Origin of the sequence: Sphingomonas sp. CFBP8993, from assembly GCF_034044895.1 — a bacterium.
GTDB lineage: Bacteria > Pseudomonadota > Alphaproteobacteria > Sphingomonadales > Sphingomonadaceae > Sphingomonas.
In genome coordinates, this window is the sequence record NZ_JAXCWU010000006.1 from 294,893 (window position 1) to 310,808 (window position 15,916).

The 15,916-nt window shown below is 66.7% G+C and carries 10 protein-coding genes; 4 read left to right on the plus strand and 6 right to left on the minus strand.

All coding sequences use genetic code 11. The features are described from left to right. Window positions 1-14: 14 nt before the first annotated feature. Entirely contained in the window at window positions 15-662 is a 648-nt protein-coding gene (gene bluB, locus SOM26_RS14605; RefSeq protein ID WP_320453436.1) for a 5,6-dimethylbenzimidazole synthase, read from the plus strand. Window positions 663-700: 38 nt separating this feature from the next. Here bluB and SOM26_RS14610 read toward each other — a convergent pair whose 3' ends face one another. After that, on the minus strand, window positions 701-1,597 hold the full coding sequence (locus SOM26_RS14610; RefSeq protein WP_320453437.1) for a DMT family transporter: 897 nt from the start codon (window positions 1,595-1,597) through the stop codon (window positions 701-703). A 92-nt stretch (window positions 1,598-1,689) separates the two neighbouring features. On the opposite strand from SOM26_RS14610, the gene proS reads away from it, so the two are divergent. Beyond that, a complete protein-coding gene (proS, locus tag SOM26_RS14615; RefSeq protein ID WP_320453438.1) occupies window positions 1,690-3,222 on the plus strand; it encodes a proline--tRNA ligase in 1,533 nt (510 codons plus the stop codon). A 125-nt stretch (window positions 3,223-3,347) separates the two neighbouring features. Here proS and SOM26_RS14620 read toward each other — a convergent pair whose 3' ends face one another. Together SOM26_RS14620 and rnr are read right to left on the minus strand one after the other, a co-directional pair. After that, window positions 3,348-4,316 (minus strand): glutathione S-transferase family protein, encoded by a 969-nt coding sequence (locus SOM26_RS14620; protein WP_320453439.1) that lies wholly within the window; start codon window positions 4,314-4,316, stop codon window positions 3,348-3,350. Window positions 4,317-4,497: 181 nt separating this feature from the next. Next, complete coding sequence (gene rnr / locus SOM26_RS14625) at window positions 4,498-6,696, minus strand: ribonuclease R (RefSeq protein ID WP_320453440.1); 2,199 nt, start codon at window positions 6,694-6,696, stop codon at window positions 4,498-4,500. 233 nt (window positions 6,697-6,929) lie between these two features. Here rnr and SOM26_RS14630 point away from each other — a divergent pair, with 233 nt between their 5' ends. Then, complete coding sequence (locus SOM26_RS14630) at window positions 6,930-9,425, plus strand: family 20 glycosylhydrolase (RefSeq protein WP_320453441.1); 2,496 nt, start codon at window positions 6,930-6,932, stop codon at window positions 9,423-9,425. Here the strand turns inward: SOM26_RS14630 and SOM26_RS14635 are convergent. Both SOM26_RS14635 and SOM26_RS14640 read right to left on the minus strand, forming a co-directional pair. Continuing rightward, the gene (locus SOM26_RS14635; RefSeq protein WP_320453442.1) at window positions 9,409-11,349 is read right to left on the minus strand and encodes a glycoside hydrolase family 84 protein; all 1,941 of its coding nucleotides are present in this window, start codon (window positions 11,347-11,349) and stop codon (window positions 9,409-9,411) included. The genes SOM26_RS14630 and SOM26_RS14635 overlap by 17 nt on opposite strands. A gap of 234 nt (window positions 11,350-11,583) precedes the next feature. Continuing rightward, entirely contained in the window at window positions 11,584-13,377 is a 1,794-nt protein-coding gene (locus SOM26_RS14640) for an ABC transporter transmembrane domain-containing protein (RefSeq protein WP_320453443.1), read from the minus strand. 225 nt (window positions 13,378-13,602) lie between these two features. On the opposite strand from SOM26_RS14640, the gene SOM26_RS14645 reads away from it, so the two are divergent. Next, window positions 13,603-14,820, plus strand: a complete 1,218-nt coding sequence (locus SOM26_RS14645; RefSeq protein WP_320453444.1) for a polyhydroxyalkanoate depolymerase — start codon at window positions 13,603-13,605, stop codon at window positions 14,818-14,820. A gap of 102 nt (window positions 14,821-14,922) precedes the next feature. Here SOM26_RS14645 and SOM26_RS14650 read toward each other — a convergent pair whose 3' ends face one another. After that, a complete protein-coding gene (locus SOM26_RS14650; protein ID WP_320453517.1) occupies window positions 14,923-15,402 on the minus strand; it encodes a pyridoxamine 5'-phosphate oxidase family protein in 480 nt (159 codons plus the stop codon). Between the last annotated feature and the right edge of the window lie 514 nt (window positions 15,403-15,916).

Here is a 15,916-nt window from a genome sequence, read left to right on the forward strand (position 1 = left end):
GCGCGGATGCTCCCGTGTCCGGGCAGGAGCAGCGGGTGATGCGGTTCGACAGGGGGCAGGCGTCGACACTGGAGGCGATCCTGCGCTGGCGGCGCGACGTCCGCCACTTCCGAACCGATCCGATCGCCGAGGATGTCCTGGCGCGCCTTTCCGAGGCGATGGCACTGGCGCCATCGGTCGGCAATGCGCGGCCCTGGCGGGTTATCCGGGTCGAGGACCCCGCATTGCGCGCGGCGGTCCGCGCCGATTTCGAGCGTTGCGACAAGGAGGCCGCAGCCGATTATCGCGACGAACGAGCCGCCGCCTATGGCGCGCTCAAGCTCGCCGGGCTGGACGCCGCGCCGGTGCAACTGGCGGTCTTCACCCATATCGACCCGGCGGCGGGCCATGGCCTGGGCCGCCGCACCATGCCCGAGACGCTGCGCCAGTCGACAGCAATGGCGATCCATACGCTGTGGCTGGCGGCGCGCGCGGCCAATCTGGGGATGGGCATGGTGTCGATCCTCGACCCCGCTGAGATGGAGCGGATATTCGCAGTGCCGAACGACTGGGCGTTCACCGCCTATCTGTGTCTGGGCCATGCCGAATGGGATGACGACACGCCGCTGCTTCACCGGGCGGGCTGGCAGGAAAATGCCCCGACGCTGTGGGAAGTGCGATAGCCAGATTCCTCCCTTGGAGGGGGAGGAATAATGGAGGATCAATCCTCCGCCGCAGCCGTACTCGTCTGCTGCTTGCCCAGCCTCTGCTCGCGCCAGACGATGAACAACCCGCTGGCGATGATGACCGGCGCGCCGTACCAGGTGCCCGCCGTGGGCAGCACCCCGAAGATCAGCCAGCCATAGACGGTCGCCCAGATCAGCCCCGAATAGTCCATCGGCACGACCGCTGCGACCGGTGCCAGCCGCGACGCGCCGGTCAGTGCCAACTGCCCCATGCCGCCCGCCAGCCCGATCGAGACCAGCACCACCCAGGTCAGCGGATCGTGCGCCTTCAGGTGAAAGGCATAGGGCACGGCGATGAAGGGCAGGGTCAGGATGGTGAAGTAGAAGACGGTCGTCGTCGCGGGCTCGTCGCGCAACTGGCGCAGCACGATCGCGACGATGGCGACGAACATCGCCGCCATCAGCCCGACGCCCGCCCCGAACAGCGACATGTCGCTCGCCCCCGGCCGCACGACGAGCAGCACCCCCGCAAACCCGACCAGCACCGCCGCCCATCGCTGGATCCCCGTCCTCTCGCCCAGTACCAAGGCACCCAGCAGCGTGGCGAAGATCGGCACGGTGAACTGGAACGTCGTTGCCTCGGCCAGCGGTAACAGCATGACCGCGCCGAAGGTGAAGACCATGCCGACCAGACCGACCATCGCCCGCTTGGCATGGCCCTTCAGCCGGGCGGTGCGCAGGGATGCCAGCCCCGGTCCCGCCAGGACAAAGGCGAGCACCACCGGCAGCGCGCAAAGCTGTCGAAAGAACATGGTTTCGGACAAGGTCGCCCCGCGCGACTCGGCCAGCTTCACGAAGGCCGACATGGTCGACAGGAAGAAGATGGCGATCAGGCGCAGGCCGATGCCTTTGAGCACGCGGTCGCCGGTCATGCGGCGGTCCCTAACCTCTGCTGCACCGCGAAGAAACCCCGAACGCGCCCGCCCTCTTGGCGAAGGCGGGTCTTTGCCGCTATCGGGCGGGCATGAAGCATGCTCTGACCGTCACCCGCGACGCGGATTTCTCCGCCTGGTATCAGTCCGTCATCGCCGAGGGCGATCTGGCCGAGGAGTCCGGCGTCCGTGGCTGCATGGTCATTCGCCCCTGGGGTTATGGCATCTGGGAGCGTATCCAGCGGCTGCTCGACGATCGCATCAAGGCGACGGGGCATGAGAATTGCTATTTCCCGCTGTTCATCCCGCTCAGCTATTTCGAGAAGGAGGCCGAGCATGTCGACGGCTTCGCCAAGGAGATGGCGGTCGTCACGCATCACCGGCTGATCGCGGACGGCAAGGGCGGCCTGGTCCCCGATCCCGAGGCGAAGCTGGAAGAGCCGTTGGTCGTTCGTCCGACCTCGGAGACGGTGATCGGCACCGCCTTTGCCCGCTGGGTCCAGTCGTGGCGCGACCTGCCGGTGCTGATCAACCAGTGGGCCAATGTCGTCCGCTGGGAAATGCGAACCCGCATGTTCCTGCGCACCGCCGAGTTTCTTTGGCAGGAAGGTCATACCGCCCATGCCACGGTGGACGAGGCGCGGGCCGAGACGATCCAGATGCTGGAGGTCTATCGCAGCTTCGCCGAGGATTGCCTCGCCATGCATGTCATCGCGGGCGAGAAGCCCGAGAATGAGCGCTTCCCCGGCGCGGTCGAAACCTATTCGATCGAGGCGATGATGCAGGACGGCAAGGCGCTGCAGGCCGGGACCAGCCACTTCCTGGGCGACAATTTCGCGCGCGCGCAGAATATCCGCTTCCAGAATGCCGAGGGCGGGCTGGATTATGCGCAGACGACCAGCTGGGGCGTGTCGACCCGGATGATCGGCGGCATGATCATGGTCCACGGCGACGATGACGGCATGCGCGTGCCGCCCAAGGTCGCGCCGTGGCAGGTGGTGATCGTGCCGATGCTGCGCGACCAGCCCGAGGACGAGGCGCTGCTTAGCTATTGCCGCGATCTGCAAAAGGAACTGGTGGGTGGGGCCGCGCTGGGCGAGCCGATCCGCGCCATGGTCGATGCGCGCGCGCAAAAGGCCGCCAACAAGCGCTGGAGCTGGGTCAAGAAGGGTGCACCGGTCGTCATCGAGGTTGGCGGCCGCGACATGGCGGGCGGCAACGTCTCGGTCATCCGCCGCGACCGGCTGTACCGCGCGGACGGCAAGCTCGACTCGGTCGTGCAGCCGCGTGGTGATTTCGTGAGCGGCGTCGCCGACCTGCTCGCCGACATCCAGGGCGAACTGCATCGCCAGTCGGCCGAGCGGTTGAAGGCGCAGATCGTACCCGTCGACGACTGGGCGAGCGTCGAGGCGCATTTCGCGGACGGCATCAAGAACCCTGGCTGGGTCGATGTCCGCTGGGCCAAGCCGACGGGCGACGAACTGGCGCAGGTGGTCGAGAAGCTGAAAGCCCTGAAGCTGACGATCCGCAATGCGCCGATGGGGCAGACGGGCTGTGATGACGGGCCCTGCATCTTCACCGGCCGTGAAGCGGTGGAGCGCGTGCTGATCGGTCGGGCGTACTAAGCAAGCTCCCCCTCCCGCAGGCGGGAGGGGGTTGGGGGGAGGGAAGGCCACAAGCGGCGGTTTCCGTGAGACGCCATGCCCTCCCCAAACCCCTCCCGCCTGCGGGAGGGGCTTAAGATTTAAGATTAGGTCCGCACCAATCCCGCCCAGGGCAAGTCCGGCCCGGCCGGCACGATGCCGGTCGGGTTCAGCTCCAAATGGCTGGCATAGTAATGCGTCTTGATGTGATCGAGATGCACCGTGTCCGCGATCGCCGGGATCGCCAGCATCCGCTCGAGCAAGCCCTCCAGCGCCGGATAATCCTGCACCCGCCGCACATTGCATTTGAAATGCCCGTGATAGACCGCATCGAAGCGGACGAGCGTGGTGAACAGGCGGATATCCGCCTCGGTCATCCGGTCGCCGACCAGCCATTCGCGCCCCGTCAGCCGTTCCTCCAGCGTATCCAGTTCGGCAAATAGCGGCCCGACCGCTTCGTCATAGGCGTCCTGGCTTTGGGCGAAGCCGCATTTATAGACGCCGTTGTTTACCCGGTCATAGACGGTCGCGTTCACCGCATCGATCTCGTCGCGATGCTCTGGCGGATAATAATCGCCCTCCCGCGCGCCGAGCCCGTCGAACGCGGTGTTGAACATGCGGATGATCTCGGCCGATTCGTTGCTGACGATCGTGTCGCGTTGCTTGTCCCACAGGACCGGCACCGTCACCTTGCCGCTGTAACCGTCGCGCGCGCGGGCATAGAGCTGCCACAGATAGTCCGAGCCGTGCATGGGATCGCCGGTGCCGCCATGCGTCGTGGCGAACGTCCAGCCATTCTCGCGCATCAGCGGATCGACCACCGACAGGTCGATCATCGACTCCAGGCCTTTGAGTGCGCGGACGATCATCGTGCGGTGCGCCCACGGGCAGGCATAGGAAACATAGAGGTGATAGCGGCCCGGCTCGGCACGGTGGCCGGTCCGGCCTTCGGGGCCGGGCTCCCCGTCCGCCGTCACCCAGTCGCGGAAACCGGAATCGGGGCGTTTGAAGCTGCCCTTCTCGTCCGACTTGAACAGACCATCGGCGTGCCAGACGCCGTCCACCATATTGCCCATGCGTGATCCTCCTATGGGGGGAGGTACGCATGGGGGTGGGGGAGCGATCCCACTTTTCCGCCCCTGCAAGGGGAGGGCGACCGCCGCGAAGCGGTGGTGGAGGGGCCGCAAAGGACATCCGTTGCCGAAGCCCCCCTCCGTCAGCGCTGGCGCGCTGCCACCTCCCCGTACCGGGGAGGATTTACCGCCGCTTGCCGTTGTGGCGGATGTTCGCGGGTCGCCCGCGCCGTTTCAGCACGCGGCGCGGCTCGGGCTTGGCGCCCTTGCCGTCGGGCAGCTCGAAGCGCAGCGCCCCCGATACCGGATTCGCCTCGGCCAGGCGCAGCGGCAGGCGCTGGCCCAGCTTGTAGATTTCGCGGCTCTTCTCGCCGAGCAGTTGCTGCGAGCCTTCGTCATAATGGAAGTAATCGCCGCCCAGGTCGCGGATCGGCATCAGGCCGTCGCCGCCCACGCCGTCGACGGTGGCGAAGAAGCCGAAATTGGTGACGCCGGTGATCCGCGTCTCGACCACCTGCCCGACATGCTCGGAGAGATAGGCCGCGACATAGCGGTCGATCGTCTCGCGCTCCGCCTCCATCGCGCGGCGTTCCATCTGGCTGATCGCAGTGCCCAGCCGCTCCATCTCGTCCCCCTCGGGCAGAAGGCCGCCTTCGCCCAGCTTGTATGCACCGACCAAGGCACGGTGGACGACGAGGTCGGCATAGCGCCGGATCGGCGAGGTGAAATGCGCATAAGAGCCCAGCGACAGGCCGAAATGCCCCTGATTGACCGGCGCGTAATAGGCCTGGGTCTGTGACCGCAGGATCTGCTCCATCACCTGCGGCTTGAACTCCGCATCGCCGATCTTGTCGATGATCCGGTTGAAGGTCGCCGGACGGATCACCTGTCCCATGGCGAAGGGAATGTCGAAGGTTTCGAGATAGTCCTTCAGTGCGACCAGCTTGGTGCGGCTGGGCACCTCATGGACGCGGTACATGACCGGGGCCTTCTTGGCCTCCAGCGCCTTGGCGGCGGCGACGTTGGCGGCGATCATGTAATCCTCGATCAGCCGGTGCGCATCCAGCCGCGCACGGGGTGCCACCGACAGGATGCGGCCATTCTGGTCGAGCACCACCCGCCGCTCAGGCAGGTCGAGGTCGAGCGGCTCGCGATCATCGCGCGCCTTGGCGAGTGCGGCCCAGCAATCCCAGAGCGGGCGCAGCGCGGTCTCGGTCAGCGGGTGCGACAATTCGCCGTCGATGGCGGCCTGCGCATCCTCATAGGCGATGTTCGCCGCCAGCCGCACGACCGCGCGGGTGAAGCGGAACCCCTTGAGCTTGCCGTCCTTCGTGACCTGAAGGTGGCAGGCGAGCGCGGCGCGGTCCTCCCCCTCCTTCAGCGAACAGACATCCGCCGACAGGATTTCGGGCAGCATCGGCACGACCCGGTCGGGGAAATAGACCGAGTTGCCCCGCCGCCGCGCATCCTTGTCGATCGCCGAGCCGGGGCGGACATAGAAGCTGACATCGGCGATGGCGACGATGGCGCGCCATCCTTCCGGATTGGCCGGGTCGTCGTCGGGCGCGGCCCAGACCGCATCGTCATGGTCGCGCGCATCGACCGGATCGATCGCGACGATCGGCAGGTCGCGCAGGTCCTCACGGTCGTCGCCCAGCGGCTGGCGCGCGACCCGCTCGGCTTCCTCCAGTGTCTCGGGCTGGAAGCGGTCGGGAATCTCGAACTTGTGGATCGCGATCAGCGAGAAGCTGCGCGGGGCGAAGGGGTCGCCCAACCGCTCGACCACCTTCGCGGTGATGCGCGGCGGACGGCCCGCCTTTTCGGCCAGCACCAGGTCGCCCGCCTCGGCATCGCCGGTGTCCGACACCAGCATCTCGCGCCGGTCCTTCTTGTCGACGGAGGTCAGCCAGAAGCGCCCCGCCTCCTCGCGCAACACGCCCAGCACCTGTTCGGAAGCGGGCGCGATCGTCTTCATGACATGCGCGATCCAGCCGCCGCCCGCTTCTTCGGTGCGCGCCAGCACCCGCTGGCCGATGCCGAGCGACCCGCGCTTGCGCTCGCGGATGCGCAGGCGGGGGATGGGGATGCCGTCCGCTTCCCAATGCTCGGGCTGGCCCCAGACATTGCCGCCGTCATCGACATCGACGATGCGCAGCACCGTCACCTTGGGCAGTCCGCCCATCTTGTGAAAGGCGCGGCCCGGTGCGCTGTCGATCAGCCCTTCGTCTGCCATGTCCTTGAGCAACGCCTTCAGCCCGATCTTCTCCTGCGCGGACAGACCGAAAGCCCGCGCGATCTCGCGCTTGCCTGCCGGCTGGTCCGACTGTTCGATGAAGGCGAGGATTTGCTCACGGGTCGGCAGACCCGGCTGGGGTTTTTTCATGGGGGAGAGATAGGGGGTAGGGCGGGCGGCGTCACCCCTACAATCCTCCCCGGTACGGGGAGGGGGACCAGCAAAGCTGGTGGAGGGGGTGCTCGACACAGCGAACCCTATCAGGCGATCCCCCTCCACCACCGCTTCGCGGCGGTCCCCCTCCCCTTGCAGGGGAGGATTGCGTCGCACGTCTTATCATGATCCAATGTAATACCAGTATGGCGTAGCGGGACGGGCAGAGCATGATGACTTTATGGGCTTCGGCCGCGATCCTGGCGGCGGCTCCCGCCACGCAGGCCGATCTGGACCGGCTCGCGGCCACGCTCGGCTATCGCTACACCATCCTGACCAACCGTCCCGCGTCCTGCCCGCCCGGCACGCCGCGCTGTTTCGAGGCGGACATCGCCATCGCCGTGCCGTCGGACGCGCCCGCCCTGCCGGTCGAAATCCGCTACAGCCTGGTCAATCCGGTGTTGAAGGTCGAGAGTGAAACCTTCGACAATCGCACGATCAACGGCGACCTGAACGTCCTGACGCTGAAGCCCGGCCGGTCGTTGACGCCGGGGCAAGTCTATCACGTGAAGCTGACCGGGCTGGGTGCGTTTTTCTCGCGCAACCATATGATGCCCAACGCGATGCTGGCGGTGGCGGGACTTGCGCCGCGCGTGATCGCCGCGACCCGGACCGGGACAGACGCCGAGACGGGGCTGGAAACCTTGCCCTTCGTGGCCCCCATGACCGACGAGGCGGCGCTGGCCCGCAGCGCGCCCGACGACCAGACCATGTGGCGCACGCCCGAGCGCGCCTTTGCCCTCTATGCCGAGCGCGGCGCGGCGACGCCGGTCGATGTGGCGATTCTGCCCAGGCCGACGAAGGTCACGCGCCCGGTCGGTGCGCCGCTCGATCTGTCCAGGGGTTTGCGGGTCACCACCGACGGCTTTGCCCGCGCCGCCATCGCGCCCGCACTGGCCGGATTGCCGGTGGGTACGGTGCCGCTGACCATCCGCAGGCAGGCCGGGATCGCGGCGGAGGGGTATCGCCTGACCATCGGCCAAGGCGGCGTAACCATCGCGGCGGCGGATGCGGCGGGGGCGTCCTATGCCTTGCGCTCGCTGGCGCAGCAGATGGCGGCGGAGGGCACGACGCTCCGCCCGCTGATCGTCGAGGATGCGCCGCGCTACGGCTTTCGCGGGCTGCATATCGACTTGGCGCGCAACTTCCACAGCAAGGCCGAAATCCTGAAGCTGGTCGAGCAGATGGCGGTGTACAAGCTCAACACACTCCACCTGCATCTGGGCGATGACGAGGGCTGGCGCTTGCAGATCGCGAGCCTGCCCGAACTGACCGAGGTGGGGGCCTATCGCTGTGCCGACCTGACCGAGAAGACCTGCCTTTCGCCGCAGCTTGGCGCGGACCCGTCCAGGGAGGCGCCGACCAACGGCTATCTGAGCGCCGCCGACTATTCGGAAATCCTGCGCGCCGCCGCCGCCCGGCATATCGACGTCATCCCCTCGTTCGACATGCCGGGCCATTCGCGCGCCGCGATCCGCTCGATGGAAGTGCGCTACGACCGGCTGATGGCGAAGGGTGACAAGGCGGGGGCCGAGCGTTTCCGGCTGGTCGAGCCCGGCGACACCACCCGCTATTCCAGCGTCCAGCATTATGACGACAACACGCTGAACGTGTGTATCGACAGCACCTATCGCTTCATCGACGCGGTGATCGACGACATTGCGGCCCTGCACAAGGCGGCGGGGGTGCCGCTGACCACCTATCATATCGGTGCGGACGAGACCGCCGGGGCCTGGGTCCAGTCGCCCGCCTGCAAGGTGATGATGGCGAAAACGGGCATGCAGCCCAGGCAGCTGGGGGCGTATTTCATCGAACGGATTTCGGCCGACCTCGCCAAGCGCGGCATCGCGGTCGCGGGGTGGAGCGACGGGCTGGGCCATACCGACCCGGCCAGGATGCCGCCCAAGGTCCAGACTAATATCTGGAGCAACCTGCACGCAGGGGGCGTGGCCGAGGCGCATGGCCAAGCCAATCGCGGGTGGAAGACGGTGCTGTCGATCCCCGATCTCGGCTATTTCGACATGCCCTATGCCGCCGACCCGAATGAGACCGGCTATGACTGGGCCTCGCGCGGGGTGGACAGCTTCCAGGTGTTCGGCTTCATGCCGGGCAATCTGGCCGCCAATGCCGCGCTGATCCCCGATATCCTGGCCCAGCCCAAGGCGATCGCCGACGCCGTACCGCTCCAGCCCGGTCGCAGTATCGCCGGAATCCAGGCGCAGTTGTGGAGCGAGACGGTTCGGCGCGACACCCAGGTCGATTACATGCTGTTCCCCCGCCTGCTGGCGCTGGCCGAACGCGCCTGGAGCAAGCCGGACTGGGAGCCTGCCTATGCCGCAGGGACGGGCTATGTGCCGAACGATCCGCGCGTCGACCGCGCTCGGCTGCTGACCGGATGGCAGGATTTTGCGGGCCGCATGGGTGTGCAGATGCGCCTGCTCGACCGGGCGGGCGTGACCTATCGCCTGGCCCCGCCGGGCGCGCGGATCGCGAACGGCAGGCTGGAGGCCAATGCCGAGTTCTCCGGCACACCGATCGAGTATCGCACCGGTGGCACGGCGTGGCGGCGCTATGACGGGCCGGTGGCGGTGACGGGGGCGGTCGAGCTTCGCACCCGCACCCCCGATGGCCGCCGCGCCAGCCGGACGGTTACGGTTTCGCCGTAACCGCGATCAGGCCGGGCGCATCGGCGATGAACCGGTCGAGCACGCCATCGGCGATCTTGATCGGCCCGTCGAAGCGCACCGCGCCCTTGATGCTCTGCACGGCGGCGGCCTGCGCGGCGATCCGCCTGGCATCGGCGAAGTAGCGCGCCGCAGCGGCATTGCCGTGGTCGGCGGCGTCCAGCCCGGCGGCGGTCTGCCCGAGCGCGCGGCCCCAAAGCTGCATCGCCTCCAGCCACGGGGCGGCCTGTTCGGCAAAGGCCGGATCGACCACGCCGGCGCGGATGGTGTCGGGCGCATCGGCCAGCGCATCGGCCATGGCGTGCAACGCCGCCAGCGCCGCCCGGCGTTCGCTCTCGTCGCCATTGGCCAGCGCCTCGCGCATATGGTCGAGCAGCGCCTTCAGCCTCGGGGCCTGTTCCTGCCAGGGCTGGCTGCCGAAGGTGGGGGCCAGATGCTGGGTATCGAACAGCTCCAGCAGCGCCGCCGTCGCACGGGGCTCGCCCCCCGCCAGATCGCGCGCGGCATAATGCCAGGTGCGGTCGGCATCATAACCCTTGTCGTTCCAGCCGAACGCCAGCACGCCCGTGACCGCGACCCGGCTGGGCGCTTCCTGGTTCATCGGGTTGGACAGGATACCGGTCAGCTCGGACGACAGCCCCGCCTCGCGCTTGGCATAGGGCGCGAGCAGCAGCCGCCCGGCCGAACTGGCATAGTCGTTGACCGGATAATTGTCCCACAGCAGCGTCTTGCGACCGAACGCCTTGGTCGCGGCCTTGGCGTCGGGGATCGAGATGGCGGGGGGCACGACGTCGGTGCCGGTCCACTGCACGACGATGCGCGGGTTCAGATTGGCGCGGAGAGCGGCCTTATAGGGGCTTTCCTTGGCATCATAATATTCGGTCGGCACCATGATCAGCGGGCGCGAGGCGGGGTCCTGTTTCAGCAGGTCGGCCTGTACCGCATTCAGCAGCTTCGACTGGGCGACCCCGGCGGCCTGCGCACCCGAGGGGCCGAACGCGGCCTTGTCCGCCTCGCAATTCCACTTCTGATATTCGATGTCGTCGAGTGCGACATAGAAGCTGTGCACGCCGATCCCGCGCAAGGCCGCGAATTTGCGAAGCAGCGCCTGCTCGTCCGCCGGGTCGGAGAAGCAGATGCTCGGCCCCGGCGAGATGGCATAGACGAAATCGACATGGTTCGCCTTGGCGCGCGCGGCCAGCGTCCCCAGCGCGTCCAGCGTCGCGGCGGGATAGGCCTCGCGCCACTTGTCGCGGGCGAAGGGATCGTCCTTGGGGCTGTAGACATAGGTGTTGGCCTTCATCTGGCCAAGGAAGTCCAGATGCTTGGTGCGGTCGGTCATCGACCAGGGCTTGCCGTAGAAACCCTCGATCGTGCCGCGGATCGGCATGGCGGGATGGTCGCGGATGGTCAGCGCGGGGATAGTCTTGCGGGTCAGCAACTGGCGCAGGGTCTGCGCGGCGTGGAACAGGCCGTCCGCGTCATGCCCCGCCAGCGTGATGAGGCCGCCGGTCCCCGAGGCGAGGGCGGTCAGCGTATAGCCCTCGCGGGCGTCATCGGCGCTGGCCTTGCTGCGTGACAGGGCTTCGCGGACCAGGGCGGCGCTGTCCGGGCCGATCACGATGGTCGGGCTGTCGAACGAGGCGGGCAGTCGCTTGGCCGTGGCGATCTCGGTGATACCGGCACGGGTCAGCAGGTCGTGGACCAGCGTGGCGGTCTCCGGCTCGGTGCCGGGCGCGACGATCAGCGTGACGGCACGGCCGAGCGGGACTTCGCCGGTGCCGAGTGTCATCGTGGCCGGGGCAGGGAAGATGGCGGGGAGGGTAACCGGGTTCGCCTGCACCGCCGGGGCCAGCATCGCCAAGGCGATCGCCGCGCCCGTCCATCTGTTTGCCGCCCGCATCATCCTCGATCTCCGGTATTTAACTGGTATTGTCGAAGCCTAGGGGAGAGGGTGGCGGTCTGCAAGCTTCATTACCGGCGGTATTCCAGTGGCTTGGGGGAGAAATGGAGCGTGGCCTTCGACTTAGCGTAGGCTTTGCCGAACAAGGGTGGAGGATTTTGCCCGGACCCCCGTCCAGCCTGAGCGAAGTCGAAGACCAAGGGAAATCCCCACCCCAATGGTGTTAAACCGGCTCCATCAATCGTGAAACTGAAGGCTCGCCAACCGGGCATAGAGCCCGCCACCCGCGATCAGTTGCGCATGTCGTCCCTGCTCGACGATCCGCCCGCCATCCATCACCACGATCCGCTCGGCCGCGCGCACGGTCGCCAGCCGGTGCGCGATGACCAGCGTGGTCCGGTTCGCCATCAGCCTTTCCAGCGCCTGCTGGACCAGCTGCTCGCTCTCGGCATCCAGCGCACTCGTCGCCTCGTCGAGCAACAGGATCGGCGCGTCGCGCAACAGCGCGCGGGCGATGGTGATCCGCTGGCGCTGCCCCCCCGACAAGCGTGCGCCGCCCTCACCCAGGAAGGTGTCCAGTCCCTGCGGCAGCGCGCGCAGGAATTCGGCGGCGTTGGCGGCTTCGGCGGCGGCCCAGAGTTCGTCGTCACTCGCCTCCCACCGGCCATAGCGCAAATTGTCGCGCGCCGAGGCGCCGAAGATGACCGTCTCCTGCGGCACCATCGCGATGCGCGCCCGGATCGCCGCCGGATCGGCATCGCGCAAGCTCACCCCGTCGAGCGAGATATTGCCCGATTGCGGATCGTAGAAGCGCTCGGCCAGCTGGAACAGCGTCGACTTGCCCGCGCCCGACGGGCCGACCACCGCCACCGTCTCGCCGGGCCGGATGTCCAGCGAGAAGTCGCTCAGCGCCGCGACCTCGGGCCGGGTCGGATAGTGGAACACGACATTGTCGAACCGCAGCGCGCCCATCGGGATGACCGGCAGGACGGCGGGGGCAGGCGGCGGTGCGATTTCCGGCTCTTCGGCCAGCAACTCCGCCAGACGCTGCGCCGCGCCCGACGCGCGCAATATGTCGCCCCATACCTCGGTCAGCGCCTGGAACGAGCCCGCCACCAGCATCCCCGTCACGACGAAGGCGGTCAGCGACCCGCCCGACAGCCGTCCGCTGGCGACGTCGGCCACGGCTTCCCACAGCAGGAGCGTCAGCCCGCCGAAGAACAGGCCGATCACCATCGCGGTCATCACCGCGCGCAGCAGGAATCGCTTGCGCGAGGTGGCGAAGCCGTTGCTGACCGCCAGCTCGAACCGTTCCGCCTCGCGGCGTTCCTGCCCAAAGGCCTGGACGACCTTCATCGCCCCCAGCGTCTCGACCGCCGTCGCGCCGATGTCGGCAAGCCGGTCCTGGCTGTCGCGCGAATAGCTGCGCACCCGCTTGCCCAGGATCACGATCGGCAGGACGATGAGCGGGATGCAGACGAGGAGCGACAGGGTCAGCTTGGGCGACAGCGCGAACAGATAGATCGTGCCACCGATCCCGATCACCGTGTTGCGCAACGCGATCGACACGGTCGAGCCGACCACCTGCTCGATGATCGCGGTGTCGGCGGTCAGGCGGCTGGCAATCTCGGAAGGGCGGTTCTCCTCGAAATAGCGTGGCGCCAGGCGAAGCAGATTGGCCTGCACCGCGATCCGGATATCCGCGACCGTCCGCTCGCCCAGCCAGGAGACGAAATAGAAACGGAAGGCGGTGGCGATCGCCAGCACGACGACGACCGCCAGCAGCCCCTGGAAATAGGGCGCGATATCGCCGGTATCGGTGACGTTTCCGAAACCGTGGTCGATCACCTTCTGGAAGGTGCGCGGGATGAACAGGGTCGCGAGCGCCGCGACCGCCAGCGACAGGGCGGCGGCCGCCAGATGTCCCGGATAGCGCAGCGTGTAGCGCCAGACCATCTTCAGGTTGCTGAGGCGGCGGCTGGCCGGAACGGAGGGTTCGGCGGATTTGCGGGACGCGGCGGATCTGGCCATGCCGGGGGCCTAGCAGCGTGGCGGCATCCGCTCAACGCCGGGCAGGACCCTGAACGCATCGTTTGGGCGCATTGGTGCGTTCTCCTGCTGACATGGCCGGCATCACCCCGTCATCGATGGCGCACTATGACCGATCGGCCATATTCTGGTCATCATGCGCAAACGGTTTCGTGGTAGATGGACGGCGATCATGGCTCCGTCCGGCGGAGCGCAGGGGAATCGACGATGCTGTACGACGCCTATGAAATGCAACGCTCGATGCTGGCGGGGGCCAGCGCCTTGGCCAATTTCGGCGCCGGGCTGCTCCAGAACCCGGCCAACCCCTTCGCTTATCTGGGTGGCGGCGCGATCATGGGATCGGCGCTGGAGGTCTTCGCCCACGCCGCCGCCCCGCGCGGCAAGCCCGCTTTCGGCCTGACCAAGACCGAGATCGACGGGCGTGAGGTGGCGGTCCATGAGGAGATCGTGCTCCGCAAGCCCTTCGGCCAGTTGAAGCGTTTCCGCCGCGAAGGTGTTGAGGACAGCCCCAAGCTGCTGATCGTCGCGCCCATGTCGGGCCATTATGCCACGCTGCTGCGCGGCACCGTGCAGCGGATGCTGCCGTCCTGCGAGGTGTACATCACCGACTGGCGCGACGCGAAGCTGGTGCCGCTGTCCGAGGGGCGTTTCACCTTCGACGATTATGTCGATTACATCATCGACTTCCTGACGGAAATCGGGCCGGGCGCGCATGCGCTGGCGGTGTGTCAGCCATCGGTGCCCTGCTATGTCGCGGCCTGCGTCATGAGCGCGGACAAGCATCCCTGCACGCCGCGCACCCTGACCCTGATGGGCGGCCCGGTCGACACGCGCGAGGCACCGACGGCGGTGAACCTGCTCGCCACGGAGCGGCCCCATGCCTGGTTCGAGCAGAATGCGATCGCGACCGTGCCGATGACCTATCCGGGTGCGGGTCGGCGGGTCTATCCGGGCTTTCTCCAGCTGGCCGGATTCATGTCGATGAACCTGGGCAATCACATGATTTCGCACTGGGAGATGTTCAAGCATCTGGTCCAGGGCGACGGCGAGAGCGCCGACTCGACCAAGCGTTTCTACGACGAATATCGCGCGGTGTGCGACATGACGGCGGAATTCTACCTCCAGACTGTCGAGCTGGTGTTCCAGCGCCACGCCCTGCCCAAGGGCGAAATGTACCATCACGGCAAGCATGTCGATCCGGGTGCGATCACCGATATCGGCATCCTGGCGATCGAGGGCGAGCGCGACGATATCTCCGGCCTGGGCCAGACCCGCGCCGCGCTGACGCTGGCGACCAACCTGTCGGACGAGAAGAAGCGGTATTTCATGGCCGAGAAGGTTGGCCATTACGGCATCTTCAACGGATCCAAATGGCGCAACCGCATCGCGCCGGTGGTCGAGGAGTGGATCAAGGCCAACGGGTGAGGACGGCTTCCATCCTTCGCTCAGGCTGAACGGGCTTTGAAGGGATAGGGAAACGCCCGGAAGCCATGGCCTCCGGGCGTTTCGCATTCAGGTTTTCGCGATTTACGCGACCGAGCCGACCACCGCATGGCTGGAGGACTCGTCCGAACGGATCGTGCCGCCGAACAGCATCTTCACCCGGCCCGACAGCGAAATGTCGGTTTCCCACAGCTCGGCCGAACTGATGTCGAAGCGCAGCAGCGTCAGGTTGGGGTCCGACTTGCCCTGCGGGAACCAGGCCTCGACCTGATTGCTCCACAGCTTGTCGATCTGCTGGGGATCATTGTCCTTCGACACATGGCCCGCCAGGCACGCGAAGAAGTCGTGTCCCTTGCCGACGAACTGCGCCATCGCCTCGCCACCGCCAGCGATGCGGTTGTCGCGGCCGGCGAAGAAGAACAGCGTGTTGGGCTGATCGTCGTCGATCTGCGCGGTCATCGGTTCGGAATGCTGGCCGTCGTTCAGGCCGATCATGACGAACGGGCTGCTCTTCAGCTTGTCGAGGAACTTGGCGGCGATTTCCTGGGGGCTGTCGTCGGCCATCATGGCTCTCCTGTTCTTGGGGTTTGATTGGAAGAACGATGAGAGGGCCAGGATGGTTGCGGCGGTCCGCTCTTGTAGAATGGCTTTCTACAAGAGCGGCGCCTGTCACCAAATCAGCCGCTTGGTCAGAAGGGGTGGGCACGGCCTTGGTGCCGCGCTGTTACACAAAGGACCTTCTAATGACGATCAACGCGATCCTACAATTTCTACGCATCCTGCTTCAATTTGCGGAGTTAATCCTCCAAATCGTGGAAATGGTTCACTAGTGACATGCCGGCTGGGACTCGGGTAGCAGCCCGAGCCCCAGGGCTGTGAGCCTAGACTGCGGCAACGGTCAGGTGCACAGGAATGGCGGATGTCCGTCACCCATCATGTCATACCAAATGTGAGAGTTAATTTCCAAACTGGATTGCCACGCCCCACCTCGTATCAAACGATACCCATTCCCCACATTTCCCGCTAAGCGCTGGTCCATCACAGCATCGTAATGCGGTTCGCGGCGCACCTCGGTCGC

Coding starts and splice junctions, on each gene's coding strand:
- SOM26_RS14610 (WP_320453437.1), bottom strand. CDS start 1,597: ATGACCGGCGACCGCGTGCTCAAAGGCATCGGCCTGCGCCTGATCGCC.
- proS (WP_320453438.1), top strand. CDS start 1,690: ATGAAGCATGCTCTGACCGTCACCCGCGACGCGGATTTCTCCGCCTGG.
- SOM26_RS14620 (WP_320453439.1), bottom strand. CDS start 4,316: ATGGGCAATATGGTGGACGGCGTCTGGCACGCCGATGGTCTGTTCAAG.
- rnr (WP_320453440.1), bottom strand. CDS start 6,696: ATGAAAAAACCCCAGCCGGGTCTGCCGACCCGTGAGCAAATCCTCGCC.
- SOM26_RS14630 (WP_320453441.1), top strand. CDS start 6,930: ATGATGACTTTATGGGCTTCGGCCGCGATCCTGGCGGCGGCTCCCGCC.
- SOM26_RS14635 (WP_320453442.1), bottom strand. CDS start 11,349: ATGATGCGGGCGGCAAACAGATGGACGGGCGCGGCGATCGCCTTGGCG.
- SOM26_RS14640 (WP_320453443.1), bottom strand. CDS start 13,377: ATGGCCAGATCCGCCGCGTCCCGCAAATCCGCCGAACCCTCCGTTCCG.
- SOM26_RS14645 (WP_320453444.1), top strand. CDS start 13,603: ATGCTGTACGACGCCTATGAAATGCAACGCTCGATGCTGGCGGGGGCC.
- SOM26_RS14650 (WP_320453517.1), bottom strand. CDS start 15,402: ATGGCCGACGACAGCCCCCAGGAAATCGCCGCCAAGTTCCTCGACAAG.